This is a genomic window from Streptomyces collinus (genome assembly GCF_031348265.1).
GTDB lineage: Bacteria > Actinomycetota > Actinomycetes > Streptomycetales > Streptomycetaceae > Streptomyces > Streptomyces collinus.
The window spans coordinates 5,471,879-5,498,856 of sequence record NZ_CP133771.1 but is presented as its reverse complement, the minus strand read 5'-3'; the positions used below and the strand labels follow the sequence as shown (position 1 = coordinate 5,498,856).

Sequence of the window (26,978 nt, the reverse complement as noted above, 5' to 3'; positions counted from 1 at the left end):
GCCCTATGACGTCCGGCGCAGTGCGCGCAGACCACGCAACCCGATGGCCCCGACGACCGTCCCCAATACGAAGGAGACGGCGGCGAGCACCAGGTGCACCCAGAAGTACCCCGTGGGACGACCGTCGTCGAAGGCGAGCCCGCTGCCGTCCGCGACCAGGTTCTTGACGAAAGTGATCCAGATGACCCAGCTCCACACCCCGAAGGCGAGCAGGAACCAGGAGACGGGGCGGCTGAGCTTCATGCACCCAGTATCGCCAAGCCGTGTCCGGTTCCGTTCGCGGGGTGGGGCCGGAGGCGGGACTTCCCCCCGTACGGCATGTACGTTTCCGACCGTGCCCGCCCCGAAGAAGACCGCCAGGCGATTCCTGCTGGTCACCTCCGCCGCCCTGTCGTCCCTCGCCCTGGCCGTGCCCGCCGCCGTCGCCGCCCCCAAGCCCTCGGGCAGCCCGTCGGCGAGCGCGAGCCCCTCGGCCACTCCCCCGGCGACGATGTCGACCGTGGGCGGCGCCCGGCTCGGCAAGCCGGGGACGCAGGTGAACCTGGCGAGCGGCGTGCCGGTGCTGCCGAAGGACCTGAGCGCCCGCTCCTGGATCGTGGCCGACGCCGAGTCCGGCGACGTGCTGGCCTCGCACAACGCGCACTGGCGCCTCGCTCCGGCGAGCACGCTGAAGATGCTGTTCGCGGACACGCTGCTGCCGAAGTTCCCCAGGGACACCAAGCACAAGGTCGTGCCCTCCGACCTGGCCGGCATCGGCCCCGGCTCCAGCATGGTCGGGATAAAGGAGGACGAGACGTACACGGTCCACGACCTGTGGCTGGGCGTCTTCCTGCAGTCCGGCAACGACGCCGTGCACGTGCTGTCCGCGATGAACAAGGGCGTCGAGAACACCGTCAAGGAGATGAACGAGCACGCCGAGGAGCTCCAGGCCCTCGACACGCACGTGGTCAGCCCGGACGGCTACGACGCCGAGGGGCAGGTGTCGTCGGCCTACGATCTGACGCTGATCGCCCGCTCCGGGATGCAGAAGAAGGACTTCCGCGAGTACGCCTCGACGGTCACCGCGAAGTTCCCGGGCGAGACGAAGAAGGGCAAGAAGGGCAAGAAGGTCCGTAAGCCCTTCGAGATCCGGAACACCAACCGGCTGCTGGCCGGTGACGTGGACGTGCCCGTCTACCAGGGCATCGCGGGCGTCAAGAACGGCAACACCACCAACGCGGGCGCCACCTTCACCGGCGTCGCCGAGCGCGACGGCAAGGTACTGCTGGTGACGGTGATGAACCCGGAGAAGTCCGAGCACAACGAGGTCTACAAGGAGACGGCCCGGCTGTTCGACTGGGGCTTCAAGGCGGCCGGGAAGGTGCAGCCGGTGGGCGAGCTGGTGCCGCCGAGGGATGCCGCGCAGTCCGGTGCCCAGCCCGGCGCGAACCCCTCCGGCGAGGCCGGCGGATCCGGGGACGGCGGCAGCGCTACGGCCGGGCCCGGTGCCAAGCCGGTGGCCGGTGCCCCGGCCGCGGACGGCACCAGCGGCATCTGGACCGCGCTCGGCATCACGGGCGGGGTGCTGGTGCTGCTCGCGGGCGGCGCGTTCCTCGTCAACCGCCGCTGGCCGCTGCCGGATCTGGTGCGCCGCCGGACTCGCCCGTGAGGCCCGGGACTTCGTCCCCCTTGCTCTGCGTCGCCGTCCAGGAGGCGCAGAACAGCACCAGCTTCGAGGTGAAGTTGATCCACAGCAGCAGCGCGACGGGCACCCCGAACGCGCCGTACATGCTCTTCGCCGCCACGCCCTGCAGATAGCCGCTGAGCAGCAGCTTCAGCAGTTCGAAGCCGATCGCGCCGGTCAGCGCCGCCACGAACAGGCGGTGGCGCGTCGGCTCGACGCCGGGCAGCAGGGTCAGGACGTAGAGCAGGAGCAGGAAGTTGGCGAGGACGGCGATCAGGAACGCGGCGATGTGCAGCAGGACTCCGCCCCACCCGCCCTCGTCGATGCCGAGTTCCCGGGTGATCCAGCCGATCATCGCGGAGGCGACGGCGGAGGCGGCGATGGTGACGAGCAGCGCGCCGCCGAGGCCGAGCAGGACCCCCACGTCCTTGCCGTAGCGCAGGGCGGGGTTCTCCTCCTCGTCGGACAGGTCCCACACCGCCCGCAGGCACTCGCGCATCGAGCCGGCCCAGCTGACGCCCGTGAAGAACAGCAGCGCGCCCGCGATGAGCCCGATCGTGCCGGCGTTGTCCACGAGACCGGCGATGTCCAGCTGGTCGGAGATGCCCGGGACCTGCTCGGCGAGCTTGTCCTGGAGCTTCTCCTCCTGCTCCGTGCTGAGCGTGGCGGCGGCGATGGTCGCGGACACCGTCAGCAGCGGGAACAGCGCGACGAAACTCGTGAAGGTCATCGCGGCGGCCAGCCGCGTCCACTTCACGCGGTCCAGCCGCTCGTACGACCGCCACGCGTGCGTGATCATCAGCCGCTCCGCCCACGGCCCGATCACCGGTAGCTTTTTCAGCCAGTCCATGATCCGACTCTGCCCTCCGCCCGGAACACCCATGTACGGGTACCCCAGAACCGCAGGACTGTGGCCAAGGCCATACCGACGACCGTCCCGGAGACGGTGTCCGCGCGCTGCGAGGTGAGCCCGAGGCCGTAGTGGCTGACGGCCAGGCAGAGCAGTTGTACGGCGGCTCCGGCGAGGTTCACGGCGAAGAACGCGGCGTACGGGCGCAGGCCCGTGGCGCGCGTGGTCCGGTAGGGGCCGAGGGCGTTGCCCGCGTAGGCGACCGTGCAGGCGGCCAGGAAGGACAGGGACTTGGCGGTGAGCGGGGCGAGTCCGGCGGGGCCGCGCAGGTACGTGAACAGGGCCAGGTCGACGGCGTAGGCGAGGAGGCCGACGACGGCGAAGCCGATCAGTTCCCGGCGGGCCGGGAGCGTGGGGCCGCGCCACGCGCGCGTGGTCACCAGTTCGCCACGGCCAGGCCGTACATCGCCACCCAGGCCACGCCGATGAGCGCGAGCGCCCGGTCGCGCAGGACGACGTCCTCGGGTTCGCCGGCCGTGCCGCGGTCGGCGAAGACGGCGTACCGGAGGATCGCCAGGATGAAGGCGACCATGGACAGTTGGCGCCAGGGCAGCACGCTGGTGTGCGGGACGCCGCCCTCCTCCATGGCCCACAGGCAGTAGCCGAGGACGGCGACACCGGCCGCGAGCTGCCAGACGAAGCGGAGGTAGCCGGTGGTGTACTCGGTGAGCAACGCCCGTGTGGCGCCCGCCTTTCCGGCCATCTGGACGGCTTCCGAGTAGCGCTTGGCCGACACCATGAACAGGGCGCCGAAGCCGGTGGTGATCAGGAACCAGCGCGACAGCGGGATGCCGAGGGCGAGTCCACCGATCATGGCCCGCATCAGGAAGCCGGTGGTGACGACGGCGAGGTCGACGACGAGGACGTGCTTGAGGCTGATGCAGTAGGCCAGTTGCATGGCGAGGTAGGCGGTCAGCAGCGCGGCGACGGCCGGGCCGCACAGCCAGGCCGCGGCGGTGGGCGCGAGGATGCCGAGGCAGCCGCCGACGGCGTAGGCGACGGGCACGGGGACCTGCCCGGCGGCGACCGGGCGGTGCCGCTTGACGGGGTGGGCGCGGTCGGCGTCGGCGTCGCGGGCGTCGTTGACGAGGTAGACGGCGGCGGCGCAGGCGGTGAAGAGGACGAAGACCAGGGCGAGTCGGCTCAGGGCGTGCCGGGAGAACAGCTCGCCGGCGGCGGCCGGGGCGGCGACCACGAGGACGTTCTTGACCCACTGCTTGGGGCGCGCGGTCCTGAGGAGACCGGCCAGGAGACCGCCCTTGCGGGGTGGTGCGGGCCGCTCCTGGTGGGTGCGCTGCCGCAGGACGGCCGTCTCAGTCATGGTGGGCGCCTCCCCGCATCCAGCGGGCGCCGAGCCGGGCCGTGAGGGCGCCCAGGGCCGCGCCGGCCGCGACGTCCGTGGGGAAGTGGACGCCGGCCACCAGCCGTGAGACGCACACCAGTCCGGCGAGGGGCGGGACCGTGTGTGCTCCCAGGGCGCCGAAGGCGACGGCGGCGGCCGCCGCGGAGGCGGCGTGCGAGCTGGGGAAGGAGTGCCGGCCGGCCGCGCGCACCAGGGGCTCGACGTGCGCGGGGCGCGGACGGCGCACGACGCGCTTCACCCCCATGCTGACCAGGTGCGCCCCCGCGGTCAGTGCGGTGCCGCGCAGCCAGGCGCCGCGCCGCCCGCCGTCGACGGCGGCTCCGGCGAGCCCCGCCGCCAGCCACAGCGCCGCGTGCTCCCCCGCCCAGGACAGGGCACGCGCGGCGCCGGCCACGCGCGGGTCGGTGCCGCACTCCCTGAGCGCCGAAACGATCCGGTGGTCCATGTCGTGCAGGTCGTCGAGGTCGTCCATGTGGACTCACTGTCCACGCCCATCAGGCCTGAACTCCGGCAATATTGGGCGACATCCCATTAATCACCCATTTCGGGGAGGGATGCCATGTTCGCTAACTGAACGCTCACACTTGGGCGATACGGTCACGGACATGTCTGCCGAGACCGATTTCGACCCGGACGTCATGGGCATGGACCACACCACCGTGACGGGCTGGGGTCGCACCGCCCCCACCGGCGCCTGGCTGATCCGTCCGCGTACGTACGAGGAGGCCGCGGCGGCCGTCCGGGGCTGCGGGGCGCGCGGCGGGATCCCCCGGGGCCTGGGGCGGGCGTACGGGGACGCGGCGCAGAACGCCGGCGGGTCCGTGCTCGACATGACGGCCCTGGACCGGGTGCACGCGATCGACGCCGACGGCGGGACCGTGCTGTGCGACGCGGGCGTCTCCCTGCACCGGCTGATGGAGGTGCTGCTGCCGCTCGGCTGGTTCGTGCCGGTCACCCCCGGCACCCGCTACGTCACCGTCGGCGGGGCGATCGGCGCCGACATCCACGGCAAGAACCACCACGTCTCGGGCTCCTTCGCGCGGCACGTACTCGCCCTCGAACTGCTCACCGCCGACGGCGAGATCCGCACGGTCATCCCCGGCACACCGCTCTTCGACGCGACGGCCGGCGGCATGGGCCTGACCGGAGTGATCCTCACCGCGACGATCCGGCTCCAGCCGGTCGAGACCTCGCTGATGTCGGTCGACACCGAGCGGGCGACGGACCTCGACGACCTGATGGCCCGGCTCGCGGCCACCGACCACCGCTACCGCTACTCGGTCGCCTGGATCGACCTGCTGGCCCGGGGCGCCGCCACCGGCCGCGCGGTCCTCACCCGCGGCGACCACGCCCCGCTGGACGCCCTCCCCGCCCGGCTGCGCCGGGACCCGCTGGCCTTCCGCACCTCCCGCCTCCCGGCCACCCCCGCGATCCTCCCCGAGGGCCTGCTCAGCCGGACGACCGTGGGCCTCTTCAACGAGCTGTGGTACCGCAAGGCCCCCCGCACCCGGACCGGCCGACTCCAGCGGATCTCCGGCTTCTTCCACCCCCTGGACGGGGTGCCCCACTGGAACCGCGTCTACGGCCGGGGCGGCTTCGTGCAGTACCAGTTCGTCGTCGGCCACGGCCGCGAGGACGCCCTGCGCCGCATCGTGCGCCGCATCTCCGAACGCCGCTGCCCGTCCTTCCTGGCCGTCCTCAAGCGCTTCGGCGAGGCCGACCCGGGCTGGCTGTCCTTCCCCGTGCCCGGGTGGACGCTGGCGCTGGACATCCCGGCGGGCCTGCCCGGCCTCGGCGCGTTCCTCGACGAACTCGACGAGGAGGTCGCCGCCGCGGGCGGGCGCGTCTACCTCGCCAAGGACGCCCGGCTGCGCCCGGAGCTGCTCGCGGCCATGTACCCGCGCCTCGACGACTTCCGCGAACTGCGCGCCGAACTGGACCCGCGCGGGGTGTTCGTGTCCGACCTGGCCCGCCGCCTCAGTCTCTGAGCAACCTCTAGGAGCTGCTGTCATGAAGGACGCCTTCGGCCTCCCCCAGTCCCTGCTCGTCCTCGGCGGTACGTCGGAGATCGCCCTGGCCACCGCCCGCCGCCTGATCGCCCGCCGCACCCGCACGGTCTGGCTGGCCGGCCGCCCCTCCCCCGCCCTGGAGGAGGCCGCCGGGCAGCTGCGCGGGCTCGGGGCCGACGTGCACACCGTCGCCTTCGACGCGCTCGACCCGGGCTCCCACGAGGCCGTCCTCGGCAAGGTCTTCGCCGAGGGCGACGTCGACATGGTGCTGCTCGCCTTCGGGCTGCTCGGCGACCAGGCCCGCGACGAGCGGGAGCCGGAGGCGGCGGTGCGGGTCGCGCAGACCAACTACACCGGCGCGGTCTCGGCAGGGCTGGTGTGCGCCCGCTCGCTCCAGTCCCAGGGGCACGGCTCGCTGGTCGTGATGTCCTCCGTCGCGGGCGAGCGGGCCCGCCGCGCGAACTTCATCTACGGCTCCAGCAAGGCCGGTCTCGACGCCTTCGCGCAGGGCCTGGGCGATGCGCTGCACGGCACGGGCGTGCACGTCATGGTCGTACGCCCCGGCTTCGTGCGGACGCGGATGACCGCCGGTCTGCCCGAGGCGCCGCTCGCGACCACGCCCGAGGCGGTCGCGTCGGCCGTGGAGCTGGGGCTGCGGCGCCGCTCGGAGACGGTGTGGGTGCCGGGGACGCTGCGCGTGGTGATGGCGGCGCTGCGGCATCTGCCGCGCGGGGTGTTCCGGCGGCTGCCGGTCTGACCTCGCGGGCGGCTCAGCGGATGGGGACGGAGCCGCGCGCCACCCGCCCGGCCTGCGGGGGGACCACCGAGCCGCCGAAGGGGAACTCGCGGAGCTTGCGCCAGACGCCGTCGGCGCCCTGCTCGTAGAGGGCGAAGCCGGTGCAGGGCCACTCGGCCTCGTAGCCGGCGAGATCCTCGAAGGCGCGGTCCATGGCCGCGTCGTCGATGCCGTGCGCCACGGTGACGTGCGGGTGGTACGGGAACTGCAGCTCGCGGTTGACCGGCCCCTCGGGGTCGCGGACCTGCTGCTGGAGCAGCGTGCAGGCCTCCGCACCGGCGACGACCTGGACGAACACCACCGGCGACAGGGGCCGGAAGGTGCCGGTGCCGGACAGCCGCATGGGGAACGCGCGGCCGGCGGCGGCGACCTCGGCCAGATGCGCCTCGACGGCCGGCAGGGACGCCTCGTCGATCTCTGTCGGCGGCAGCAGGGTGACGTGCGTGGGGATGCCGTGAGCGGCGGCGTCGCCGAAGCCCGCGCGCAGCTGCTGGAGCTCGCTGCCGTGAGGCTCCGGGACCGCGATCGAGACACCGATCGTTACGGTCCCCACGTCGTCTCCTGTCGTGTCAGTGTGGCCGCTGATACGACCACCCGGTTATCGACTGTACGGCCACGACCGGGTTACGGGCAGGCGCAACCGGAGTGATGTACAGCGCTGTTCGGTGGTACGGCTGTGCGCGGGGGCGGGTTCAGTGCTTGGCGGGCAGGAAGCCGACCTTGTCGTACGCCTGCGCGAGGGTCTCGGCGGCGACGGCGCGGGCCTTCTCGGCGCCCTTGGCCAGGATCGAGTCGAGCGTCTCGGGGTCGTCCAGGTACTGCTGGGTGCGCTCCCGGAACGGCGTCACGAAGTCGACCATGATCTCGGCGAGGTCCGTCTTGAGCGCGCCGTACATCTTGCCGGTGTACTTCTCCTCCAGCTCGCCGATGCTCTCGCCGGTGAGGGTCGAGTAGATCGTGAGCAGGTTGCTGACGCCCGGCTTGTTCTCGGCGTCGTAGCGGATCACCGTGTCGGTGTCGGTGACGGCGCTCTTGACCTTCTTGGCCGTGGCCTTGGGCTCGTCGAGGAGGTTGATGAGGCCCTTCGGCGTGGACGCCGACTTGCTCATCTTGATCGACGGGTCCTGGAGGTCGTAGATCTTCGCCGTCTCCTTGAGGATGTACGGCTTCGGGAGGGTGAAGGTCTCGCCGAACCGGCCGTTGAAGCGCGTGGCGAGGTCGCGGGTGAGCTCGATGTGCTGGCGCTGATCCTCGCCGACCGGGACCTCGTTGGCCTGGTAGAGCAGGATGTCCGCGACCTGGAGGATCGGGTACGTGAACAGGCCGACCGAGGCGCGCTCGGCGCCCTGCTTGGCGGACTTGTCCTTGAACTGGGTCATCCGGCCGGCCTCGCCGAAGCCGGTGAGGCAGTTCATGATCCAGGCGAGCTGGGCGTGCTCGGGGACGTGGCTCTGCACGAAGAGCGTGCAGCGGTCCGGGTCGAGACCCGCAGCGAGGAGCTGGGCCGCGGCCAGGCGCGTGTTCGCGCGCAGGTCCTTCGGGTCCTGCGGGATGGTGATCGCGTGCAGGTCGACGACCATGTAGAACGCGTCGTGGGTCTCCTGCAGGGCCACCCACTGGCGGACGGCGCCGAGGTAGTTGCCGAGGTGGAACGAGCCGGCGGTGGGCTGGATCCCGGAGAGCACGCGAGGTCGGTCAGAGGCCATGCTCACCATTCTCTCAGGTCCCGGGGGCCGATCCGGAACGGGCCGGAAACAGACGGGATCCCGTTCGGCTCCGGCGGTGTAACAAGGGGTGAGGCACGGCAGGGGCTGTCCTGCGGGCGGGCTCGGGGCACTGCGGACGGGGAGGGGGATCCCTTGCGGGCACGAGGCGGGGTGGTGCGGGGCGTGCTGGTGGTGGCGGTGGCGGGCGCTGTGGCCGGGTGCGCGGCGGTGCCGGCGGCCGTGGCTCTCCCGGCTCGGGGGGCGGACGTGCCCGACGTGGCGATGGTCGTGGCGGGCGGCACGGGACGGACGACGGCGGTGCGCTCGGGGCAGCCGGCCTTCGCCCGGCTGTGGCAGCTGCTGGAGCCCCTGCACACGGGGACGGAGCGGGTGCCGGAGGACTGGGCGGAGGGGGACTTCCCGCGGGTGCGGCTCACGGTGCTCTGGGGGCTGTCCGGGGTCGGCGGGTGGCCGCGCACGAACCGGCCGCCGGGCGGGGACGTGGCCGTCGAGCGGCAGGACCAGCTGCTGGTGGCCGAGGACGGCACGCCCTGGGTGCGCTCGGATCCCAGCCCCGCCGTGGAGGACGACGACATCCGCTGGCACCGGGCGCCGCGGTCCGTCTTCGAGCGGTTCGACCTGGCCCGGCTGCTCGGTGATGCGGAGGGCGGGCCCGTCGCGAGCCCGGCCGCCGCCGCGGACCCGGACGGTCCGCTGCGGGACGAGGTCCGGTGGGCGGTGACGGCGGGGGCGCTGGGGCTCGCCGCCGGTGCGGGCGGCACGCTGCTGATACGCCGCGCGGCGGCCCGGCGGGAAGCCGGACCGCCGCGGGAGGAGCCGCGCCAGGTGCTGATCGACCTGGACGAGTGACGGGCCGTGGCGTCGGCCCGGGCCCTGGAAGGGTGACGGGCCGCGGGCGTCAGCCCAGGTCGATCTCCGGGTAGAGCGGGAAACCGGCCACGAGGTCGGTGGCGCGCTGGGAGATCTCGTCCGCCACCTTCGCGTCGAGCACGTGGGACGCCTTGGAGGGGGCGCCCGACTTGGTCGTGCCCGGCTCCGTGGTGGTGAGGACGCGGTCGATGAGGCCGGCGACCTCGTCCATCTCGGCGGTTCCCAGGCCACGGGTGGTCAGGGCGGGGGTGCCGATGCGGATGCCGGAGGTGTACCAGGCGCCGTTCGGGTCCGCGGGGATGGCGTTGCGGTTGGTGACGATGCCCGAGTCGAGCAGGGCGGCCTCGGCCTGGCGGCCGGTGAGGCCGTAGGAGGACGCGACGTCGATCAGGTTCAGGTGGTTGTCCGTGCCGCCGGTCACCAGGGTGGCGCCGCGGCGCATCAGGCCCTCGGCGAGGGCGCGGGAGTTGTCGACGATGCGCTGGGCGTAGTCGCGGAAGGACTCCTGGCGGGCCTCGGCGAGGGCCACGGCCTTGGCGGCCATGACGTGCGGGAGGGGGCCGCCGAGGACCATCGGGCAGCCGCGGTCGACCTGGTCCTTCAGCGAGTCGTCGCACAGGACCATGCCGCCGCGGGGGCCGCGCAGCGACTTGTGGGTCGTCGTCGTCACGATCTGGGCGTGCGGGACCGGGTCGAAGTCGCCGGTGAGGACCTTGCCCGCGACCAGGCCGGCGAAGTGCGCCATGTCGACCATGAGGGTCGCGCCGACCTCGTCGGCGATCTCCCGCATGATCCGGAAGTTCACCAGACGGGGGTAGGCCGAGTAACCCGCGACGATGATCAGCGGCTTGAACTCGCGGGCGGAGGTGCGCAGCGCCTCGTAGTCGATGAGGCCCGTGGCCGGGTCCGTGCCGTAGGAGCGCTGGTCGAACATCTTGCCGGAGATGTTCGGGCGGAAGCCGTGGGTGAGGTGGCCGCCGGCGTCCAGGGACATGCCGAGCATGCGCTGGTTGCCGAAGGCCTGGCGCAGCTCGGCCCAGTCGGCGTCGGTGAGGTCGTTGACCTGGCGGGCGCCGGTCTTCTCCAGGAAGGGCACCTCGACGCGGGCGCCGAGGACGGCCCAGAAGGCGACCAGGTTGGCGTCGATGCCGGAGTGCGGCTGGACGTAGGCGTGGCGGGCGCCGAACAGCTCCTTGGCGTGCTCGGCGGCGAGGGACTCGACGGTGTCGACGTTGCGGCAGCCGGCGTAGAAGCGGCGGCCGATGGTGCCCTCGGCGTACTTGTCGCTGAACCAGTTGCCCATGGTCAGGAGCGTGGCCGGGGAGGCGTAGTTCTCGGAGGCGATCAGCTTGAGCATCTCGCGCTGGTCGGCGACCTCCTGGCCGATGGCGTCCGCCACGCGGGGTTCGACGGCGCGGATCACGTCGAGGGCGGCGCGGTAGGCGGTGGAAGCGGTGGAGAGGGGCTCGGCTGACATGTGTGGACCTCCGGACGTTGCGTTCAGCGTTCACGGTACGGCCCAGGCGCACGGCTCTGTCTGCTCGGGCCGCTCCCCGATGGTTCATCCATCCCAGCGCGCCAGTCACGGCCCACGGTCAGCCTACCGGGTGCGGGTCCGGGGGATCATCTGCCGGGTTGCCCGTCGTTGCCGGGTGCGGGTCCTGTGTGGTCGGTCGCGCAGTTCCCCGCGCCCCTTCAGGGGCACGCACCTCCCGGTCCGCCTAAAGGATCACGTGAGGCAGGAACCGTGCGTACTCGTCCGTTATCAGGCCCGAGGACTCCCGGATGCCCAGGCCCGCCGACTCGTTCTCCACCACCCAGGCGCCCAGGACCACGCGGTTGCCGTCGAAGTCGGGCAGGGGGGCCAGTTGCTGGTAGACGCAGGGTTCGTCGCGGAGGGCGGGGTCGGTGCCCGGGGCGTGGATCGTGACGCCGGCGCCCTCTCGGCCCAGGAGGGGCTTGGCCACCCAGCCCCGGGCGGACAGGTCGCGGGGGCCGTCCAGGTACGCGGGGAGGAGGTTCGGGTGGTCGGGGTGGAGCTCCCAGAGGATCGCCAGCAGCGCCTTGTTGCTGAGGAGCATCTTCCAGGCCGGCTCGATCCACAGGGTGGAGCCGGTGCCGCCGCCGTTGTCGAGGGTGTCCAGGACGTGGTCGGCGAAGCGGTCGGTGGTGAGCCACTCCCACGGGTAGAGCTTGAAGATGCTGCGGATGAAGCGGAGGCGGTTGTCGACGAAGCGGCCGGAGAGGCGGTCCCAGCCGATCTCCTCCATCGCGATCCAGTCGGTGGCCAGGCCGGCCTGCTCGGCGGTCTCCTTGAGATAGGCGACCGTCATCATGTCCTCGCCGAGTTCGTCGGCGGAGGAGTACGCGAAGTAGAGGGGGCTGCCCGGCGGGAGGAGGGCGGCCTGCTTCTTCCAGGCGTCGATGAGGCGCTCGTGCAGGGAGTTCCACTGGTCGGCGCCGGGGAAACGGTCCTCCATCCAGAACCACTGCGGGGACGCGGCCTCGACCAGTGAGGTGGGGGTGTCGGCGTTGTACTCCAGGAGCTTGGCCGGACCGGTGCCGTCGTAGCGGAGGTCGAAGCGGCCGTAGACGGAGGGGAGTTCGGCTCGGCGGTGCCAGGCCTCGGCGACCCTGCGGGCGACCCGGGGGTCGGTGATGCCCAGGTCGGCGAAACGGTCCTCGGTGACGATGTGGTCGGCCGCCGCCAGGCACATGCGGTGGAGGTCCTCGACCACCTCTTCGAGGGCCTCGATCTCCTCCAGGGAGAAGACGTAGTAGGCGCTCTCGTCCCAGTAGGGGCGCAGGGAGTCGTCGGGGTAGCGGGTCAGGGGGTAGATGAGGCCCTGTTCCTCGACGGTCTGCTGCCAGCCGGGGCGGGCCTCCATGGTGCGGCGTTCCATCGCTGCGCCCGCCCGTCAGCCGCCGCCGCTGCCGGAGCCGGAGCAGCCGAAGCCGCCCCGGTCGACGGCCTCGTCGCGGCTGAAGGTGCCGTCGTCGGCCCAGCCGCCGCTGACGTCGGCGTCGTAGTACCAGTCGGCGTCGGTGACCTTGGTCTTGCCGGTCTTGCGGCCCTTGCCGGAGGAGGACGTGCCGGACGAGCAGTTCTTGTCGGCGACGATCTTGTAGCCGTTGATGTAGTCGTAGCTGTCCCGGTCCACACAGCGGCGGTCGGGGTCGGAGCCGCACGCGGACAGGGCCGCCGCGAGGACGCCCATGCCGCCCAGCACCACCGTGCTCGAACGCAACCGTCGCCGTGTTTCAGCCATGTGCGTGTCTCCCCGCATCTCCCCGTGTGACATGACAGACGGTCAGCCTAGAGATCGGTGTGAACGGCCGCGCATGGCCCCCCGTCCCCGGGCGCTCCCCTACTGTCGATTTGTGATCTTTGGAATGGTGTGTGCCCTCGGTGCGGCGGTCTGCTTCGGTACGGCGACCGTGTTGCAGGCGATCGCCGCGCGGTCGGCGGCGGCGACCGGGCCGGGCGGGGACGTGGCACTGCTGTGGCGGGCGCTGCGGCAATGGCGGTATCTGGCCGGACTCGCGCTGGACGGGCTCGGCTTTGTGCTGCAGATCCTCGCGCTGCGGTCGGTGCCGATCTACGCCGTGGGGGCGGCGCTGGCAGCGAGCCTCGCGGTGACCGCCGTGGTCGCGGCGCGGCTGCTCAAGGTGCGGCTGAGCCGCGTCGAGTGGGCGGCGGTGGCGGTGGTGTGTGCCGGGCTCGCACTGCTGGGGCTGGCCGCCGGGGCGGAGGGTGACGAGGAGGGGCCGGCCTGGCTGAAGTGGGCCATGCTCGGGGCGGCGGCCGGGGTGCTGCTGCTCGGGGCGGTGGCCGGGCGGCTGCCGGAGCGGGGGCGGGCGCTGACGCTCGGACTGGGGGCGGGGCTCGGGTTCGGGGTGGTGGAGGTGTCGGTGCGGTTGATCGACGGGTTCTCAGCCGGTGAGCTGTTCCCCAACCCGGCGACGTACGCGCTGCTGCTCGGCGGCGGGGCGGCGTTCCTGCTGCTGACCTCGGCCCTGCAACGCGGGTCGGTGACCACGGCGACGGCCGGTCTGGTGCTCGGGGAGACGGTCGCGCCCGCGCTGATCGGCGTGGTGTGGCTCGGGGACCGTACGCGGCCGGGGCTGGGGTGGCTGGCGATCGCCGGTTTCGCGGTGGCGGTGACGGGGGCGCTGGCGTTGTCGCGGTTCGGGGAGGCGCCGGTGGAGGCGGAGGAGAGCGCGGTCATGCCGAGTTGAGCGGATGCGCTTTCCGACCTGCGGGGATTCTGCACCTTCGGGGTGATCATCGGGGTGACCTTCGGGGGGACTTCGGGGCGACCTTGCGGGCGACCGGAAAATTCTTTGTTGAATCTTGAACGCGCTGTGAGCGCTTTCCGTAAGGGACGGCGTGACCAGTAATCCCGTCACGGTCACCGTGGCCTATCGCGTGATGCCGGGCCGTGCAGCCGACTTCCACTCGTGGGGGTGGGCGATGCTGGGCGCGACCGCGCGGCAGCCGGGATTCATGGGGGGTGGGGTACTTGTCGACGGAGGGGCGGAGTGGCATGTCGTCTATCGCTTCGCCAGCGAGGGTCTGGCCCTGGCCTGGGAGAAATCACCCTCCCGGGAACAATGGGACGCCCGGCTGGCGGGCGTCGCCCAGGAGGCGGAGCGCAGGCGGGTGCCGGGCGCCCGGGCCTGGTTCGACGCGCAGACGCTGACGCCCCCGCCACCGGCTCCGCCGTCGAAATGGAAACTGTGGTTCGTGAATATGAGCGCGGTTTTCCCGCCGGTGCTCCTGTTCAATCTCACGGTGCTTCCCTATCTCGGTGACCTCAATGCACTGTTTCGCACGCTGTTGTTGTGTCTGTGTGTAACGGCCCTTGTCACCTGGATTCTCATGCCACGGCTCCAGCGTTTCTTCAGGAAATGGCTGTACCCGTCGCTCCAGGCACTGCGCGGGCGGCACAAACGCCGGGCCGTATAGGCCCGCGAACGAACAGAGGGAGGTGGGCGGGTGAAGACCCTGCTCATCGACAATTACGACTCGTACACGTACAACCTGTTCCAGCTGATCGCCGAGGTCAACGGCGAGGAACCGGTGGTCGTCCGGAACGACGCTCCCGTCGACGGTCTTCCCGATCTCCGGGCGTTCGACAATCTCGTGGTGTCCCCCGGGCCCGGGCATCCGGGCGAGGCGCGTGATTTCGGTATCGGCAGCAGGCTGCTCGCGACCTCCCCGGTTCCGGTGCTCGGTGTGTGTCTGGGTCATCAGGGGATCGCGCTCGGGGAGGCCGGGCTGGTGGGGGCCGCCCCGGAGCCGCGGCACGGGCATCTGTCCACGATCCGGCATGACGGCCGGGACCTGTTCCACGGTCTGCCGCAGCACTTCACCGCCGTCCGCTACCACTCCCTTGCCGTGCGCGAGCCGTTGCCGGAGACGCTGGAGGCCACGGCCTGGGCGGAGGACGGTGTCCTGATGGGGCTCCGGCACCGCAGCCGGCCGCTGTGGGGAGTGCAGTTCCATCCGGAGTCGGTCCTCACGGAGTACGGGCACCGCATGCTCGTGAACTTCCGCAACCTCACCGCCGAGCGGGCGGGCAAGCTGCGCACGAAGAACACGGCCGTGCCCTCGCACGAGCAGGTCCGGCGGCGGGTCGTCGTCCCGGAGTGTGACGCGGGGACCCGGCGCCCTGTGGGGGGTCTTCTCGGCCTCGGCGGCCTTCGTCGCCCGGTGGCCGCGGCCGTCTTCCAGGTCGCCGCCGTCACCCGGGCGGGGGCGAACCCGCCGGGCGGCCCCGGGACGCCGGGGCTCGGCGAGACCACGCCGTCGAGCAGGCCGGCCCCGTCGGCGGGCGTGGGGCCACGCCCCGAGCCCGTGGCGTCCGCCCCGGCTGCTCTTGCGCCCGGCAGGGCCACCCCGGCAGCGGGGCCGGGGGCAGGCGCCGAGGCTGACGCATCGGCCCCGGCTGCCTTGACGCCCGGCGGGGCCGTCCCGGCTGCGGGGGCGGGGCCACGCCCCGAGTCCGTGGCATCGTCCCCGGCTGCGGGAGCGCCCGGTCAGGCCGTCCCGGCTGCGGGGGCGGCACCAAGCCCCGAGTCCGTGGCACCGTCCCCGGCTGCGGGAGCGCCCGGTCAGGCCGTCCCGGCTGCGGGGCCGGGGACGAAGCACGGGGTCGTCCGCGGCCCGGCTGCGGGGGCCGGGAACCATGCCGAGGCCGCCTCCGCCAACCCGACTGCTCCAGCGCCCGGCGGGGACGTCCCGGCTGTCTCCGCGGCTGCCGGTGCCCCGGCCACGGGCGCGTCCGCCGTACCCGCCGCCCGGGGGCGGAAGACGCCCGCCGAGGCCGCGCCGGACTCCGTCTCCATCCCCCGGCCCCGTCGGCCCGATCGGGTCGGGTACCGGCTGCACACCCGGAGGGTCAGCGGGGCCGTCGACACCGAGGCGGTCTTCAGCCGGATGTTCGCGGGGTCGCCGCGGAGCTTCTGGCTGGACAGTTCGCTGGTGGAGCCGGGGCGGTCGCGGTTCTCGTTCCTCGGGGACGACCAGGGGCCGCTCGCCGAGTTCGTGCGGTACGACGTCGGTGCCGGGCGGTGTGAGATCGAGCGGGCGGGGCGGCCCCTGCGGCGGGTGCGGGCGAGTGTCTTCGACTACCTGAAGCGGCAGTTGGCCAACCGCCGGGTGGACGCGACCGGGCTGCCGTTCGACTTCACCGGCGGCTACGTCGGCTACTTCGGCTACGAGATGAAGGCCGACTGCGGGTCGGCCAACCGGCACCGCTCCCCCACCCCGGACGCCGCGTGGCTGTTCGCCGACCGGGTGATCGCCGTGGACCACGAGGAGGGTTTCACCTACGCCGTCTGCCTGGCCGAGGACACCCCGCAGGCCGCGCGGGAGGCCGCCGACTGGCTGGAGGGCGTGCTGGCCGGCCTCTCCTGCGTGGCGACGGAACGCCCGCCGCTGCCCGGACCGCCGGAGCCGGCCGACCCCGGCGCCGCCGAGCCCTGGCTGGTGCGTGACCGGGCGACGTACCTCGCGGACATCGAGGCGTGCCGGCAGGCGCTGCGGTCCGGCACCAGCTACGAGGTCTGCCTGACGAACGCCGCCCGGCTGCCCGCCCCGCCCGACCCGCTGGAGTTCTACCGGACGCTGCGCCGCGACAACCCGGCCCCGTACGCGGCGTTCCTGAGGTTCGGGGAGCTGGAGGTGGCCGGTTCCTCGCCCGAGCGGTTCCTGCGGATCGGCCGGGACGGCACCGCCGAGGCCCGGCCCATCAAGGGCACCGCGCCCCGGGGCGCCGGGCCGGAGGAGGACGCCCGGCTGCGGGACGCGCTCGCCTCGGATGCCAAGACCCGGGCCGAGAACCTGATGATCGTGGACCTGCTCCGCAACGACCTGGGGCAGGTCTGCCGGACCGGCACCGTGCGGGTCTCCAAGCTGATGGCCACGGAGACCTACGCCACCGTGCACCAGCTGGTGTCCACCGTGCAGGGCAGGCTGCGGGAGGGCACGGACGCGGTGGACTGCGTGCGGGCCTGCTTCCCGGGCGGGTCGATGACCGGCGCGCCGAAGCTGCGCACGCTGGAGATCATCGACACGCTGGAGACCGAGGCCCGTGGCGTCTACTCCGGCGCCCTCGGCTACCTCGGCTGCGGTGGCGGTGCGGACCTGAGCATCGTGATCCGGACCGCCGTCTTCGCCGACGGCCTGATGCACCTGGGCGCGGGCGGCGCGATCGTGCTCGGCTCCGATCCGGACGCCGAGTACGAGGAGATGCTGCTGAAGACGGCGGCCCCGATGCGCGCCCTCCACCGGCACACGGCCGACCGGATGCGGCAGGAGGGTCCGCCGGGGCAGCGGGCCGGGGCTGCGGGGGAGGTCAGACGATGACCAGTCCGCAGGTCATGCTGAGCCCGGCGGAGGCCGAGGCGCCCGGGAATCTCGCGGCCCACCTGGCGGAACTCGCCGAGCGGCGCGGGTGGAACGGACGGACGGCCTTCCACCAGGGGCACCGGGCCTGGACCCACGGCGAGGTGCACGACCTCGCCGCCCGTGCGGCCACCGTACTGGCCGGCCACGGGGTGCGCCCCGGCGACCGGGTGCTGCTCGCGCTGCCGGACTCCCCGGCCTGGGTGACGGCGTTCCTCGCCACCGCCCGCCTCGGCGCCGTGGCGGTGCCGGTCAACCCCGAACTCCCCGCGGCCGACCACGCGTTCCTGGCCGAGGACACCGCCGCCGTGCTGTGTGTGACCGGACCGGGCCTGGAGGACCGGTTCGCCGGCCGGACGGGGCTCGGCGCCGACCAGCTGATGGCCCTCGCCCCCACCGCCGGGCCCGCCCCCGCACACCAGGTCGACGCGCACACCCCGCTGTACGTGCAGTACACCTCCGGCACCACGGGCCGCCCCAAGGGCGTCGTGCACACGCACGGCGATCCGCGGACGTACCACGACCTGATCGGGCGGCGGGTGCTGCGGATCACCGCGGAGGACGTCACCCTGTCGGTGTCGAAGCTGTTCTTCGCCTACGGGTTCGGCAACGCGTTCGTCTTCCCGCTGTTCTCCGGCTCGTCGGCGGTGCTCGTGGACCGGCGCCCGACGCCCGCCACCATCGACGAGCTGGTCGCCCGGCACCGGGTGACGCTGCTGTACTCCGTGCCGTCCGCGTACGCCGCGCTGGTCGCGGAGCGGGGCCACGGGCACGAGGGCTGCTTCGCCTCCTTGCGGGCCGCGGTGTCGGCCGGCGAGGGACTGCCGGAGGGGCTGGCCACGCAGGTGACCGCGCTGCTGGGCGCGCCGGTGCTGGAGCAGATCGGCTCCACCGAGGCCGGCCACGCGTTCTGCGCCAACGGCTTCGCCCACAACCGCCCCGGCACCGTCGGCCCGCCCGTCCCCGGCTTCGAGGTGGAGCTGCGCGACCGCGACGGCCACCCGGTGCCGGACGGCGAGGAGGGCGAGATGTGGGTGCGCGGGCCGACGGTGACGTCCGGCTATCTCAACCGGCCCGAGGAGACCGCCCGGACCCTCGTGGGCGGCTGGCTGGCCACGCGGGACCGGGCCTGCCGTGAACCGGACGGCACCTACCGGCATCTGGGCCGCGCCGACGACATGGAGATGGTCGGCGGCATCACCGTCTCCCCGCTGGAGGTGGAGGCCGTGCTGCGCGGCCATCCGGCGGTGCGGGAGGTGGCGGTCGCCGCCGTTCCCGACGGGCGCGGCGCGAGCCGGCTGCGGGCCTTCGTGGTCCCCGTCCCGCCCGTCCGGGACGGTCTGGCCGCGGAGTTGACCGGCCTGGCGCGGATGAGTCTCGCCGCGTTCAAGGTCCCGCGCAGCGTCAGCTTCGTCCCGTCGCTGCCCCGCACCCCGACCGGGAAGCTGCGCCGCCATCTGGTGCGCAAGGGCGCCTGGTGAACACCACGGAGAGGAACGACCCCATGCGACAGCCCCTGCTCGCGGACCGCGGCTTCTATCTGGGCCCGCTCTTCCGGCGTGCGGCCGACCGGCACGGGGCGGTCTTCGTCACCCTCGACCGGCCGCTCGACGTCGCCCCCTCCCTCGGCACCGACCTGAGCTACACCGTGCTGGCCGAGGTGGTCGAGGAGTTGTCCGGGCGGCTGTGGGAGGCCGGCGTGCGGCCCTCGGAGCAGGTCGCCGTGCACAAGGCGGACAACGTCGACATCATGCTGCTGACCTGCGCCGTCTCCCGTATCGGGGCGGTACCCGTGCTGCTGTCGCCCGCGCTGGCCCCCGAGGTGGCCGGGCAGCTCCTCGGACGGCTGCGGCGGCCCTGGCTGATCACCGACGGCGCGACGCTGGCCGGTCTGGGGGACGTCGGCCTGTCCGGGCTCGTGCGGCGGACGCTGTCCGTGGACGACGCACCCGGGGCCGAGCCCCTGGCGAAGTACACCGGCGCCGAACCGCCCCCACCGGTGCGGCTCCACCCCCGTGAACCCGCCCTGATCACCCACAGCTCGGGCACCACCGGCGTCCCGAAACTGGCCGTGCACTGCGCGCAGACCATGTGGAACCGGCTCGTGCCGCAGCAGGCGATGGGCTGGCCCACCCGGGGCGAGACCGCCGCGCTGCACATGTCGTTCGTGCACTCGCGCTTCTACCACCTGCTCGGCGTGCTGCTGCACTTCGGCAGCCCGCTCGTGCTGATCACCGACCCGGACCCGGCCTCGGTCGGCCCGCTGCTGGTCCGGCACCGGCCCGGCATCGTGGAGACGCACCCCAACACGTTCGTACTGTGGGAGGAGTTGGCCGGTGCGCCCGGGGCGCCGCTGTCCCGGGTCCGGTCGTACGGCTCGACGTTCGACGCGATCCATCCGCGGACCGTACGGCGGCTGCTGGACGCGTCGCGGCGCCGCACGCCCTGGCTGGTCCAGCTGTACGGGCAGAGCGAGACGGGCCCGGTGGCGTTCCAGGTGGTGACCCGGCGCAGTGCGGCCCGGGCGGACGGCCGCCGGGTCGGGTTCGGGATACCCGGCTTCACCCGGGTCCGGGTGACCGACGCCGAGGGCCGGCGGGTCGCGCCCGGCACTCCGGGCCGTATCGAGGCGCGCACCCGTGGCCGCATCCTCACCTACCTCGGCATGCCGGACCGCTACGACCGTCAGCTCACCGACGGCTGGTGGGAGATGGGCGACCTGGGCTACCGCGACCGTCTCGGCGCGCTGTACCTGATCGACCGGGAGATCGACCGGATCGACGCCGTGCACAGCAACCTGGAGGTCGAGGACACGCTGATGTCCCGGCTGGAGGAGCTGCGCGAGGTCGTGATCGTGCCGGGGGCGGACCGTGAGCCGGTGCCGGTGGTGTGCGTGCGCGGCGAGCGGCCCCTGGATCCGGAGCGCTGGCGGCGGGCCACGGCCGGGCTGCCGGCGATGGCCGAGCCCCGGCAGTGGCGGTTCGAGGAGCTGCCGATGACGGCGACCTGGAAGGTGAAGCGGGTGGAGATCGCCCGGATGCTCGGCGAAGGCGTCAGGGCATGACACCGGTCGTGGTCGTGGGGGCCGGGCCGGTGGGCCTGTCGGCGGCCCTCGCGCTGCGCGCCCACGGCCTCCCGGTCACCGTGCTGGAAGCCGACCCGCAGGACCGTGAACGGCCCGGCAGCCGGGCCCTGTTCGTGCACCGGGAGACCCTCGGCCTGCTGGACGCCATGCTGCCCGGCCTCGCCGCCGAGATCACGGCGTACGGGCGGACCTGGCACACCAGGCGCACCCTCTACCGGGGGCGTGAGGTCTACGCCCGGACCTTCCCGCCGCCGCCCGGCCCGCCGCCCTTCACCAGCCTGCGCCAGGCGGACACCGAACGCTTTCTGCGCGCGGCCTGTGAGCGGGCCGGGGTCGGCTTCGAGTGGGGCGCCCGGGTGACGGGCGTGCGCAGCACGGGAAGCGGGGTCCGGCTGACGGGTGCGGACGGGCGCGAGTGGAGCGCTTCCCACGTCGTCGCCGCCGACGGGGCCCGCTCCGCGGTCCGGCGCGAGCTGGGCATCGAGCTGGAGGGCACCCGCGGCGAGGGCTTCCACGTCGTCGTGGACGTCGCCGACGTACCGGGCGCCGAGCTGCCGTTGGAGCGGGTCTTCCACTACGAGCATCCCGGGGCGGGCGGGCGCAGTGTGATGCGGGTGCCGTTCACCGGGGGCTTCCAGGTCGACCTCCAGTGCCGCGACGACGACCGGCCGGAGGAGTTCGGCACCGAGGACGCCGTACGGCGCTGGCTGCCGGCGATCGTCGGGGAGGGCTACGGCGACCGGATCCTGTGGGTGTCGACGTACCGCTTCCTGCGCAAGGTGGCCGCCTCGTTCACCGATCCGCACCGGCGGGTGCTGCTGGCCGGTGAGGCGGCGCATCTCTTCCCGCCGTTCGGGGCGCGCGGCATGAACAGCGGGATCGCGGACGCGGCGGCCGCCGCCGGGGCGATCGCCGCCGGGACCTCGGAGGCGGTCGCGCACTTCGCGGAGGTGCGGCGCGCGGCGGGCCTGTTCAACATGGCCGCCGCCGGCACGGCCCTGGACCATCTGCGGCCGCACCGCCGGATCGTCCGGGTCAGGCAGCGGGCCGCGGCGGCCCTGGCGCCGGTGCTGCCGTGGTGTGGATCCTGGCTGGAGCACGCGCCGTACGGGCCCCGGCACGGGGCGCCCGCCGTCGCGGGCCGCAGGTACTGAGGAGAGGACCCCATGGTGACAAGACCGGCGGTGGCGGAGGGCCTGTGGGCCTGGACGCCCGGCCGTGGCCTGGCCCCGGCCCCGGAGCGGACGGCCGGGGGGCGGCTGCTCGTCGCGGACTCCTGGCTGCTGCGCGAGGGCCGGGTGCGGGCCTATGCCCGGCACCGGGAGCGGTTCTCGCGGTCCTGCGGTGACTGCGGCGGGCCCGAACCGCGCCGGCTCACGGCGTTCTGGCAGGACGTGACCGCCGCCCTGCCGAGAACCGGGGAGTGGTTCCCCCGGGTGGAACTCGCGGCGGGGTCCCTGGAGCTGCGGCTGCTGCTGCGGCCCGCTCCGCCGCTGGGTACGGGGGTGCGCCTGTGGGCGGCGGGCCAGTCCGATCCGCGGACGGTGCCCCGGCGCAAGGGCCCGGACCTGGACACCCTGGCCCGGGTGCGTCGCCGGGCCGCGGGCGAGGGCGCGGAGGAGGCGGTGCTGATCGCCCGCTCGGGCACGGTCCTGGAGTCGGCCACGGCCGGTGTCCTGTGGTGGGAGGACGACACCCTGTGCCTGCCCCCTCCGCGGCTGCCCGTCCTGCCGAGTGTGACGGCCGGGCTGGTGCAGGAGCGGGCGCTGCGCTCCGGGCTGCGGATCGCGCACCGCGAGCGGACCGTGGCGGAGCTGGACGGCCGTGAGGTGTGGCTGGTGAACGCGCTGCACGGGATCCGGCCCGTGACGGGCTGGACCGGACGGCCGATGCGGGTGCCTCCGGCGGAACGGGCCGCGGAATGGCGGATATGGCTGGACAGCCTCATGGAGCCCCTGCCGACCGACTGAAACGGAGAAAAGGAGTAGCGCCGGGACGAATTCGACCCGGCGCCTTTTCCGCTGCCTTTCTCAGTTTTTCGGGACCATGCGCGTCGCTATCGCGATCCGGTTGTAGGCGTTGATGACGGTGGCCGCCCAGATGAGGGCCGCTATCTGGTTCTCGTCGAAGACTCCGGCCGCCTCGGCGTAGACGGCGTCCGGGACGCGGCCGTCGTGCACGAGCGTCACCGCCTCGGTCAACGCCAGGGCCGCACGCTCGCGTTCGGTGAAGAAGGGCGTCTCCCGCCAGGCGTTCAGCGTGTAGATGCGCTGCTCGGTCTCGCCCCGTTCGCGCGCGTCCCTGGTGTGCATGTCGAGGCAGAACGCGCAGCCGTTGATCTGCGAGGCGCGGATCCGGACCAATTCCAACAGGTCCGGTTCGAGCTTTGCCTCCTGGGCGGCGGTTACGGCGGCGGCGTGCAGGGAGCCCATGGCCGCGGAGACATCGGGGGTGATTTTCTTCAGGGCCACACGAGAGGGGGAAAGGCTTTCACTCATGGGGCGACCATATCCGCCGGACGGCATTTCCGAGGGTGAATTCGAGCGATTATCCGGGCAGTACCGCGGACAGCGCGTCCAGCGCCCCCGACCAGGCGTGGTCCGGCGGTGTGCCGTAGCCGACGACCAGGGCGTCGACGGGCTCGGCCCGCGCGGCGGGATGGGTGTAGCGAGCGAGGCCGTGGAGCGCGAGGCCCCGCCAGTTCGCCGCCTGGACCACCGACTGCTCGGTGCCCGGGGGCAGGCGCAGCAGGACGTGCAGACCGGCCGCGATGCCGGTGACGCGGGCCTGGGGGGCCCGGGCCGTGACGGCCGCGACCAGGGCGTCCCGGCGGCGCCGGTAGCGCAGGCGGGTCGCGCGCACGTGCCGGTCGTAGGCGCCGGAGGTGAGGAACTCGGCCAGGGTCAGCTGGTCCAGCACCCCGCAGGTGTCGACGCCGCCCTTCGCCGCGGCGACCTCCTCGGCGAGGCCCGGCGGCAGCACCATCCAGGCCAGCCGCAGCCCGGGCGCGAGGGATTTGCTCGCGGTGCCCAGGTAGACCACCCGGTCGGGGTCCAGGCCCTGGAGCGCGCCGACGGGCTGCCGGTCGTAGCGGAACTCCCCGTCGTAGTCGTCCTCCAGCACGAGGCCGCCGGTGCGCCGCGCCCAGTCCACGACGGCCGTACGGCGGTCGCGGTGCAGGGGCACGCCCATGGGGAACTGGTGGGCGGGGGTGAGCAGCAGCGCGTCGTCTCCGGACGGGGCGCCCGGGTCGGTGCCCAGATGGTCGAAGGGCAGCGGGGCGGTGTCCAGGCCGGAGGCGGCCAGGATCCTCCGGTGCACGTCGAGACCGTACGACTCGACCGCGACCGTCCGTGCTCCGCGCGCCCGCAGGGCCGTGCCGAGCAGCTTCAGGCCGTGCGCGAACCCGGCGCACACCACGATGTGTTCGGGGCCGGTGCGGACGCCCCGGGCCCGGGAGAGGTACCCGGCGAGCGCGGCCCGCAGCTCGGGGCGGCCGCGGGGGTCGCCGTAGTCGAGGGCGTGGTGCGGGGCGGCGGTGAGGGCGCGGCGGGCGGCCTTGAGCCATGCCGTGCGCGGGAAGGACGCGAGGTCGGGACTGCCGGGGCGCAGGTCGTAGGCCGGGCGGGCCGGTGCGCGGGGGTGGGGTGCCGTGCCGGACGGCGGGACGACCTCGCGCGCGGCGACCCGGGTGCCCGAGCCCTGCCGGGCGGTGAGCCAGCCCTCGGCGACCAGGTCGGCGTAGGCGTCGGCGACGGTGTTGCGGGCGATGCCCAGGTCGGTTGAGAGCGCGCGGGAGGAGGGCAGCCGGGTGCCCGGGGCCAGCCGGCCGGAGCGCACCGCCTCGCGCAGGGCGTCGGTCAGCCCCCGGCGCAGGCCCGGCCCGGTCGGCTCCACAAGCAGGTCGATGCCCAGAGTGGCCCAGGGTTCCGCCATGGAAATGGACCATACTCCTGGGCTGCTTCCCTCCTAGGGTCGAGGGCATGACGACGCACCCCGACACCCCGACGACCGTGGAGTACGCCCCCGAGCAGCCCGCCCGCCTGGAGTGGGCCAAGCACGCGCCCGAGGTCTACAAGGCGATGGTCCGGCTGGAGACCGCCGCCCGGAAGGGCCTCGACCACAAGCTGTACGAGCTGGTGAAGATCCGCGCCTCCCAGATCAACCACTGCGCGTTCTGCATCGACATGCACACCAAGGACGCCCTGGCGGCGGGCGAGAGCGTCGAGCGGATCGTGCAGCTCAGCGCCTGGGACGAGTCGCGGCACTTCTACACCGCGAAGGAGGTCGCCGCGCTGGAGCTGACGGAGGCGGTGACGGTGCTGACTGGGGGCACCTCCCAGGCTTTCGGCTCTGGGGGAGGGTTCGTGCCGGACGAGGTCTACGACAACGCCGCGAAGCACTTCGAGGAGGCCGAACTGGCCCAGGTCATCGCCGCGATCACGGTGATCAACGCCTGGAACCGGTTCGGGGTGACCTGCCGGATGGCACCCGGGCACTACCGGCCCGGGCAGTACAAGTGACCGCTCGGACCCGGCTGCTGGACCCCGCTGTCGAGCGGGCCCTGGCCGCCCTGAGCGCCACGGCGAAGAAGGGCCTCGGCGATCCGGCCCTGGCCGAACTCGTGGTGATCCGCGCCTCGCAGCTCAACCACTGCGCGTTCTGCCTCGACATGCACCTCGCGATCGCCCGCGAGCACGGGGTGAGCGAGGAGCAACTCGGTCTGCTGGCCGCGTGGGAGGAGGCCGAGGAGGTCTTCGACGAGCGGGAACGGGCCGCGCTGGCCCTGACGGAGGCGGTGACCGTGCCGACCGAGGGCTTCGTGCCCGACGAGGTGTACGAGCGGGCCGCCAAGCACTTCGACGAGGCCCGGCTTGCCCATCTGATCGGGCTGGTCGTCGCCATCAACAACTGGAACCGGGTGATGGTCGCCCGCCGGATCCCGCCTGGGGGGTACACGCCATGAGCAAGGTGGAGGCTTTCCGCGCCCTGCACCATCACCGGGCGCCCGGCGACCCGCTGGTCCTGCCCGGACCGTGGGACGCGGCCAGTGCGCGGGTGTTCGCCGAGGCCGGGTTCCCGGCACTCGCCACGCCCAGCGCCGGCGTCGCCGCCTCGCTCGGGTACGAGGACGGGCAGGTCCCGGCCGACGAGATGTTCGCGGCGGTCGCACGGATCGTCCGGGCCGTCGACGTGCCCGTGTCGGCGGATGTGGAGGGCGGGTACGGGCTCGCTCCGAAGGACCTCGTGGAGCGGCTGCTGGAGGCGGGGGTGGTCGGCTGCAACCTGGAGGACTCCGCGGACGGGGTGCTGAAGAACCCCCGCGCGCACGCCGCCTGGCTGGCCGAGGTGCGCGAGGCGGCCGGTGACCGGCTGTTCGTCAACGCGCGCGTGGACACCTTCTCCTGCGGGATCGGCGACCCCGGCCCGGCGATCGAGCGGGCCGCGCTGTACGTCGCCGCCGGGGCCGACTGCGTGTACCCGATCGGGGCCCCGCCGGAGATCCTGCCGCTGCTGCGGGCCGGCATCCAGGGGCCGCTCAACGTGGGGGCCCCGGCCGACGGTGGCCCCTCACCCGCCGAACTCGGCGCGCGAGGGGCCACCCGGATCACCTTCGGGCCGGGACTCCAGCGGCGGGCCGCCCGGGCCCTGCGGGAGATCGCCGACCGGCTGGTGCGGTGACCGTCAGGACAGCCACTTCTTCCACGTGGACTTGTGGCTGTCCACCCACTTCTTCGCCGCGTCCTCCGGCGTCATCTTCTGGTCGGCGATCATCAGGGAGACCTCGTTCTGGTCCTCGGTCGTCCACTTGAACTTCTTCAGGAAGGCCGCCGCCTTGCCGCCCTTCTTCGCGAAGTCCGCGTTGAGGTACTTCTGCAGCGGCGTGTGCGGGTAGGCGCAGGCGACCTTCTCCGGGTCGGCGTCGCAGCCCTCCTTGTACGCCGGCAGCTTCACCTCGGTCATCGGGACCTTCTTGAAGAGCCACTGCGGGGAGTACCAGTAGGTGAGGAAGGGCTTCTTCTCCTTGGCGAACTGCCTCATCTGCGTGATCTGCGCCGCCTCGGACCCGGCGAACACCACCTGGTAGTCCAGCTTCAGGTTCTTCACCAGCGCCTTGTCGTTGGTGACGTAGGACGGCGAACCGTCCATCAGCTGGCCCTTGCTGCCGCTCTCCGGGGTGCGGAACTGATCGGCGTACTTGTTGAGGTTCTTCCAGTCGGTGACGTCCGGGTGCTTCTTGGCGAAGTACGTCGGGACGAACCAGCCGATGTGGCCGGTGACGCCGAGTTCGCCGCCGGGTGCGATCGTCTTCTTGTCCTTGACGTACCGCTGCTCCTGCTCGGGGTGGCCCCAGTCCTCCAGGAGCGCGTCGACGCGGCCCTGGCTGAGGGCGTCCCAGGCGGGCACCTCGTCGACCTGGACGGTGTCGACGCGGTAGCCCAGCTCGTGCTCCAGGATGTACTGGGCGACGGCCACGTTGGACTGGGCGCCCACCCAGGACTGCACGGACAGCGTCACGGTCTTCGAGCCCTGCGCGTTGGCGAAGGGCGAGGCCTGCTTCGTCATGTCGGCGGCGCCGCAGCCGGTGAGCAGCGCCAGGGAGCTCACCGCGGCGACCGCGGCGGTCGTACGGATCCGCATG

Annotated in this window: 27 protein-coding genes and 1 riboswitch; of the genes, 14 read left to right on the top strand and 13 right to left on the bottom strand. The window is 73.0% G+C overall.

Annotated elements, in window-relative coordinates:
• Positions 1 to 3: 3 nt before the first annotated feature.
• Positions 4 to 243: an SCO4848 family membrane protein gene (locus tag RFN52_RS25125; RefSeq protein ID WP_184849211.1), complete on the bottom strand. Its 240-nt coding sequence runs from the start codon at positions 241 to 243 to the stop codon at positions 4 to 6.
• A 91-nt stretch (positions 244 to 334) separates the two neighbouring features.
• Here RFN52_RS25125 and RFN52_RS25120 point away from each other — a divergent pair, with 91 nt between their 5' ends.
• Entirely contained in the window at positions 335 to 1,648 is a 1,314-nt protein-coding gene (locus RFN52_RS25120; RefSeq protein ID WP_327785373.1) for a D-alanyl-D-alanine carboxypeptidase family protein, read from the top strand.
• Here RFN52_RS25120 and RFN52_RS25115 read toward each other — a convergent pair.
• From RFN52_RS25115 to RFN52_RS25100, 4 genes are read right to left on the bottom strand one after another with little or no spacing between them, the layout of a single operon-like run.
• Positions 1,596 to 2,513 (bottom strand): YihY/virulence factor BrkB family protein, encoded by a 918-nt coding sequence (locus tag RFN52_RS25115; protein WP_184849207.1) that lies wholly within the window; start codon positions 2,511 to 2,513, stop codon positions 1,596 to 1,598. The genes RFN52_RS25120 and RFN52_RS25115 overlap by 53 nt on opposite strands.
• The gene (locus RFN52_RS25110) at positions 2,501 to 2,953 is read right to left on the bottom strand and encodes a GtrA family protein (protein WP_184849205.1); all 453 of its coding nucleotides are present in this window, start codon (positions 2,951 to 2,953) and stop codon (positions 2,501 to 2,503) included. Before RFN52_RS25110 ends, RFN52_RS25115 begins: the two co-directional genes overlap by 13 nt.
• Positions 2,950 to 3,894, bottom strand: coding sequence for a decaprenyl-phosphate phosphoribosyltransferase (locus RFN52_RS25105; protein WP_184849203.1), 945 nt, complete (start codon positions 3,892 to 3,894; stop codon positions 2,950 to 2,952). The genes RFN52_RS25110 and RFN52_RS25105 overlap by 4 nt, the downstream gene beginning before the upstream one ends.
• On the bottom strand, positions 3,887 to 4,408 hold the full coding sequence (locus RFN52_RS25100) for a phosphatase PAP2 family protein (RefSeq protein WP_184849201.1): 522 nt from the start codon (positions 4,406 to 4,408) through the stop codon (positions 3,887 to 3,889). The genes RFN52_RS25105 and RFN52_RS25100 overlap by 8 nt, the downstream gene beginning before the upstream one ends.
• A 133-nt stretch (positions 4,409 to 4,541) precedes the next feature.
• On the opposite strand from RFN52_RS25100, the gene dprE1 reads away from it, so the two are divergent.
• A complete protein-coding gene (dprE1, locus tag RFN52_RS25095) occupies positions 4,542 to 5,924 on the top strand; it encodes a decaprenylphosphoryl-beta-D-ribose oxidase (protein WP_184849199.1) in 1,383 nt (460 codons plus the stop codon).
• 22 nt (positions 5,925 to 5,946) lie between these two features.
• Positions 5,947 to 6,702: a decaprenylphospho-beta-D-erythro-pentofuranosid-2-ulose 2-reductase gene (gene dprE2 / locus RFN52_RS25090; RefSeq protein WP_033311457.1), complete on the top strand. Its 756-nt coding sequence runs from the start codon at positions 5,947 to 5,949 to the stop codon at positions 6,700 to 6,702.
• 13 nt (positions 6,703 to 6,715) lie between these two features.
• Here the strand turns inward: dprE2 and RFN52_RS25085 are convergent, their stop codons facing one another.
• Entirely contained in the window at positions 6,716 to 7,294 is a 579-nt protein-coding gene (locus RFN52_RS25085; protein WP_184849197.1) for a 2'-5' RNA ligase family protein, read from the bottom strand.
• A 139-nt stretch (positions 7,295 to 7,433) separates the two neighbouring features.
• A complete protein-coding gene (gene trpS, locus RFN52_RS25080) occupies positions 7,434 to 8,447 on the bottom strand; it encodes a tryptophan--tRNA ligase (protein WP_184849195.1) in 1,014 nt (337 codons plus the stop codon).
• 153 nt (positions 8,448 to 8,600) lie between these two features.
• Between trpS and RFN52_RS25075 the strand changes: the two genes are divergently transcribed.
• Positions 8,601 to 9,317 (top strand): hypothetical protein, encoded by a 717-nt coding sequence (locus RFN52_RS25075; protein WP_374050179.1) that lies wholly within the window; start codon positions 8,601 to 8,603, stop codon positions 9,315 to 9,317.
• A 49-nt stretch (positions 9,318 to 9,366) separates the two neighbouring features.
• Here the strand turns inward: RFN52_RS25075 and RFN52_RS25070 are convergent, their stop codons facing one another.
• From RFN52_RS25070 to RFN52_RS25060, 3 genes are all read right to left on the bottom strand, one after another.
• A complete protein-coding gene (locus RFN52_RS25070) occupies positions 9,367 to 10,815 on the bottom strand; it encodes a glycine hydroxymethyltransferase (RefSeq protein ID WP_184849193.1) in 1,449 nt (482 codons plus the stop codon).
• A 33-nt stretch (positions 10,816 to 10,848) separates the two neighbouring features.
• A riboswitch (ZMP/ZTP riboswitch) is annotated at positions 10,849 to 10,934 on the bottom strand.
• 125 nt (positions 10,935 to 11,059) lie between these two features.
• Positions 11,060 to 12,241 carry a glutathionylspermidine synthase family protein gene (locus RFN52_RS25065; RefSeq protein WP_184849192.1) on the bottom strand — a complete coding sequence of 394 codons (1,182 nt, stop codon included), beginning with the start codon at positions 12,239 to 12,241 and terminating at the stop codon, positions 11,060 to 11,062.
• Positions 12,242 to 12,256: 15 nt separating this feature from the next.
• Complete coding sequence (locus tag RFN52_RS25060; RefSeq protein ID WP_184849190.1) at positions 12,257 to 12,607, bottom strand: hypothetical protein; 351 nt, start codon at positions 12,605 to 12,607, stop codon at positions 12,257 to 12,259.
• A gap of 124 nt (positions 12,608 to 12,731) precedes the next feature.
• On the opposite strand from RFN52_RS25060, the gene RFN52_RS25055 reads away from it, so the two are divergent.
• The 7 genes from RFN52_RS25055 (at position 12,732) to RFN52_RS25025 (ending at position 22,305) form a co-directional block, all read left to right on the top strand.
• The gene (locus tag RFN52_RS25055; RefSeq protein ID WP_184854025.1) at positions 12,732 to 13,577 is read left to right on the top strand and encodes a DMT family protein; all 846 of its coding nucleotides are present in this window, start codon (positions 12,732 to 12,734) and stop codon (positions 13,575 to 13,577) included.
• A gap of 151 nt (positions 13,578 to 13,728) precedes the next feature.
• Positions 13,729 to 14,307: a putative antibiotic biosynthesis monooxygenase gene (locus RFN52_RS25050; RefSeq protein ID WP_184849188.1), complete on the top strand. Its 579-nt coding sequence runs from the start codon at positions 13,729 to 13,731 to the stop codon at positions 14,305 to 14,307.
• Positions 14,308 to 14,337: 30 nt separating this feature from the next.
• Positions 14,338 to 17,211: an aminodeoxychorismate synthase component I gene (gene pabB, locus RFN52_RS25045; RefSeq protein ID WP_311241053.1), complete on the top strand. Its 2,874-nt coding sequence runs from the start codon at positions 14,338 to 14,340 to the stop codon at positions 17,209 to 17,211.
• Positions 17,208 to 18,731, top strand: a complete 1,524-nt coding sequence (locus RFN52_RS25040) for an AMP-binding protein (RefSeq protein WP_184849186.1) — start codon at positions 17,208 to 17,210, stop codon at positions 18,729 to 18,731. The genes pabB and RFN52_RS25040 overlap by 4 nt, the downstream gene beginning before the upstream one ends.
• Positions 18,732 to 18,754: 23 nt before the next feature.
• The gene (locus RFN52_RS25035) at positions 18,755 to 20,314 is read left to right on the top strand and encodes a class I adenylate-forming enzyme family protein (RefSeq protein ID WP_184849185.1); all 1,560 of its coding nucleotides are present in this window, start codon (positions 18,755 to 18,757) and stop codon (positions 20,312 to 20,314) included.
• Positions 20,311 to 21,489: an FAD-dependent oxidoreductase gene (locus tag RFN52_RS25030; protein WP_184849183.1), complete on the top strand. Its 1,179-nt coding sequence runs from the start codon at positions 20,311 to 20,313 to the stop codon at positions 21,487 to 21,489. Before RFN52_RS25035 ends, RFN52_RS25030 begins: the two co-directional genes overlap by 4 nt.
• A gap of 12 nt (positions 21,490 to 21,501) precedes the next feature.
• Complete coding sequence (locus RFN52_RS25025; RefSeq protein WP_373308500.1) at positions 21,502 to 22,305, top strand: aminotransferase class IV; 804 nt, start codon at positions 21,502 to 21,504, stop codon at positions 22,303 to 22,305.
• 60 nt (positions 22,306 to 22,365) lie between these two features.
• Here the strand turns inward: RFN52_RS25025 and RFN52_RS25020 are convergent, their stop codons facing one another.
• Positions 22,366 to 22,833: a carboxymuconolactone decarboxylase family protein gene (locus tag RFN52_RS25020; protein WP_184849181.1), complete on the bottom strand. Its 468-nt coding sequence runs from the start codon at positions 22,831 to 22,833 to the stop codon at positions 22,366 to 22,368.
• A 49-nt stretch (positions 22,834 to 22,882) separates the two neighbouring features.
• Positions 22,883 to 24,271, bottom strand: coding sequence for a MocR-like pyridoxine biosynthesis transcription factor PdxR (gene pdxR, locus RFN52_RS25015; RefSeq protein WP_184849179.1), 1,389 nt, complete (start codon positions 24,269 to 24,271; stop codon positions 22,883 to 22,885).
• A 47-nt stretch (positions 24,272 to 24,318) separates the two neighbouring features.
• On the opposite strand from pdxR, the gene RFN52_RS25010 reads away from it, so the two are divergent.
• From RFN52_RS25010 to RFN52_RS25000, 3 genes are read left to right on the top strand one after another with little or no spacing between them, the layout of a single operon-like run.
• Positions 24,319 to 24,858, top strand: coding sequence for a carboxymuconolactone decarboxylase family protein (locus RFN52_RS25010; protein WP_184849177.1), 540 nt, complete (start codon positions 24,319 to 24,321; stop codon positions 24,856 to 24,858).
• Positions 24,855 to 25,301 carry a carboxymuconolactone decarboxylase family protein gene (locus tag RFN52_RS25005; RefSeq protein WP_184849176.1) on the top strand — a complete coding sequence of 149 codons (447 nt, stop codon included), beginning with the start codon at positions 24,855 to 24,857 and terminating at the stop codon, positions 25,299 to 25,301. The genes RFN52_RS25010 and RFN52_RS25005 overlap by 4 nt, the downstream gene beginning before the upstream one ends.
• Positions 25,298 to 26,017, top strand: a complete 720-nt coding sequence (locus tag RFN52_RS25000; protein ID WP_184849174.1) for an isocitrate lyase/PEP mutase family protein — start codon at positions 25,298 to 25,300, stop codon at positions 26,015 to 26,017. The genes RFN52_RS25005 and RFN52_RS25000 overlap by 4 nt, the downstream gene beginning before the upstream one ends.
• Positions 26,018 to 26,020: 3 nt before the next feature.
• On the opposite strand, the gene RFN52_RS24995 is transcribed toward RFN52_RS25000, so the two are convergent.
• Positions 26,021 to 26,977, bottom strand: coding sequence for an ABC transporter substrate-binding protein (locus RFN52_RS24995; protein WP_184849172.1), 957 nt, complete (start codon positions 26,975 to 26,977; stop codon positions 26,021 to 26,023).
• Position 26,978: the final 1 nt, after the last annotated feature.

Excerpts from the sequence above, each read along its gene's own strand:
- RFN52_RS25065 (WP_184849192.1), bottom strand. The coding sequence starts at position 12,241 with ATGGAACGCCGCACCATGGAGGCCCGCCCCGGCTGGCAGCAGACCGTC.
- RFN52_RS25115 (WP_184849207.1), bottom strand. The coding sequence starts at position 2,513 with ATGGACTGGCTGAAAAAGCTACCGGTGATCGGGCCGTGGGCGGAGCGG.
- RFN52_RS25020 (WP_184849181.1), bottom strand. The coding sequence starts at position 22,833 with ATGAGTGAAAGCCTTTCCCCCTCTCGTGTGGCCCTGAAGAAAATCACC.
- RFN52_RS25070 (WP_184849193.1), bottom strand. The coding sequence starts at position 10,815 with ATGTCAGCCGAGCCCCTCTCCACCGCTTCCACCGCCTACCGCGCCGCC.
- trpS (WP_184849195.1), bottom strand. The coding sequence starts at position 8,447 with ATGGCCTCTGACCGACCTCGCGTGCTCTCCGGGATCCAGCCCACCGCC.
- RFN52_RS25105 (WP_184849203.1), bottom strand. The coding sequence starts at position 3,894 with ATGACTGAGACGGCCGTCCTGCGGCAGCGCACCCACCAGGAGCGGCCC.
- RFN52_RS25125 (WP_184849211.1), bottom strand. The coding sequence starts at position 243 with ATGAAGCTCAGCCGCCCCGTCTCCTGGTTCCTGCTCGCCTTCGGGGTG.
- RFN52_RS25010 (WP_184849177.1), top strand. The coding sequence starts at position 24,319 with ATGACGACGCACCCCGACACCCCGACGACCGTGGAGTACGCCCCCGAG.
- dprE2 (WP_033311457.1), top strand. The coding sequence starts at position 5,947 with ATGAAGGACGCCTTCGGCCTCCCCCAGTCCCTGCTCGTCCTCGGCGGT.
- RFN52_RS25035 (WP_184849185.1), top strand. The coding sequence starts at position 18,755 with ATGCGACAGCCCCTGCTCGCGGACCGCGGCTTCTATCTGGGCCCGCTC.
- RFN52_RS25000 (WP_184849174.1), top strand. The coding sequence starts at position 25,298 with ATGAGCAAGGTGGAGGCTTTCCGCGCCCTGCACCATCACCGGGCGCCC.
- RFN52_RS25025 (WP_373308500.1), top strand. The coding sequence starts at position 21,502 with ATGGTGACAAGACCGGCGGTGGCGGAGGGCCTGTGGGCCTGGACGCCC.
- pdxR (WP_184849179.1), bottom strand. The coding sequence starts at position 24,271 with ATGGCGGAACCCTGGGCCACTCTGGGCATCGACCTGCTTGTGGAGCCG.
- RFN52_RS25055 (WP_184854025.1), top strand. The coding sequence starts at position 12,732 with ATGGTGTGTGCCCTCGGTGCGGCGGTCTGCTTCGGTACGGCGACCGTG.
- RFN52_RS25100 (WP_184849201.1), bottom strand. The coding sequence starts at position 4,408 with ATGGACGACCTCGACGACCTGCACGACATGGACCACCGGATCGTTTCG.
- RFN52_RS24995 (WP_184849172.1), bottom strand. The coding sequence starts at position 26,977 with ATGCGGATCCGTACGACCGCCGCGGTCGCCGCGGTGAGCTCCCTGGCG.
- RFN52_RS25030 (WP_184849183.1), top strand. The coding sequence starts at position 20,311 with ATGACACCGGTCGTGGTCGTGGGGGCCGGGCCGGTGGGCCTGTCGGCG.
- RFN52_RS25040 (WP_184849186.1), top strand. The coding sequence starts at position 17,208 with ATGACCAGTCCGCAGGTCATGCTGAGCCCGGCGGAGGCCGAGGCGCCC.
- RFN52_RS25060 (WP_184849190.1), bottom strand. The coding sequence starts at position 12,607 with ATGGCTGAAACACGGCGACGGTTGCGTTCGAGCACGGTGGTGCTGGGC.
- dprE1 (WP_184849199.1), top strand. The coding sequence starts at position 4,542 with ATGTCTGCCGAGACCGATTTCGACCCGGACGTCATGGGCATGGACCAC.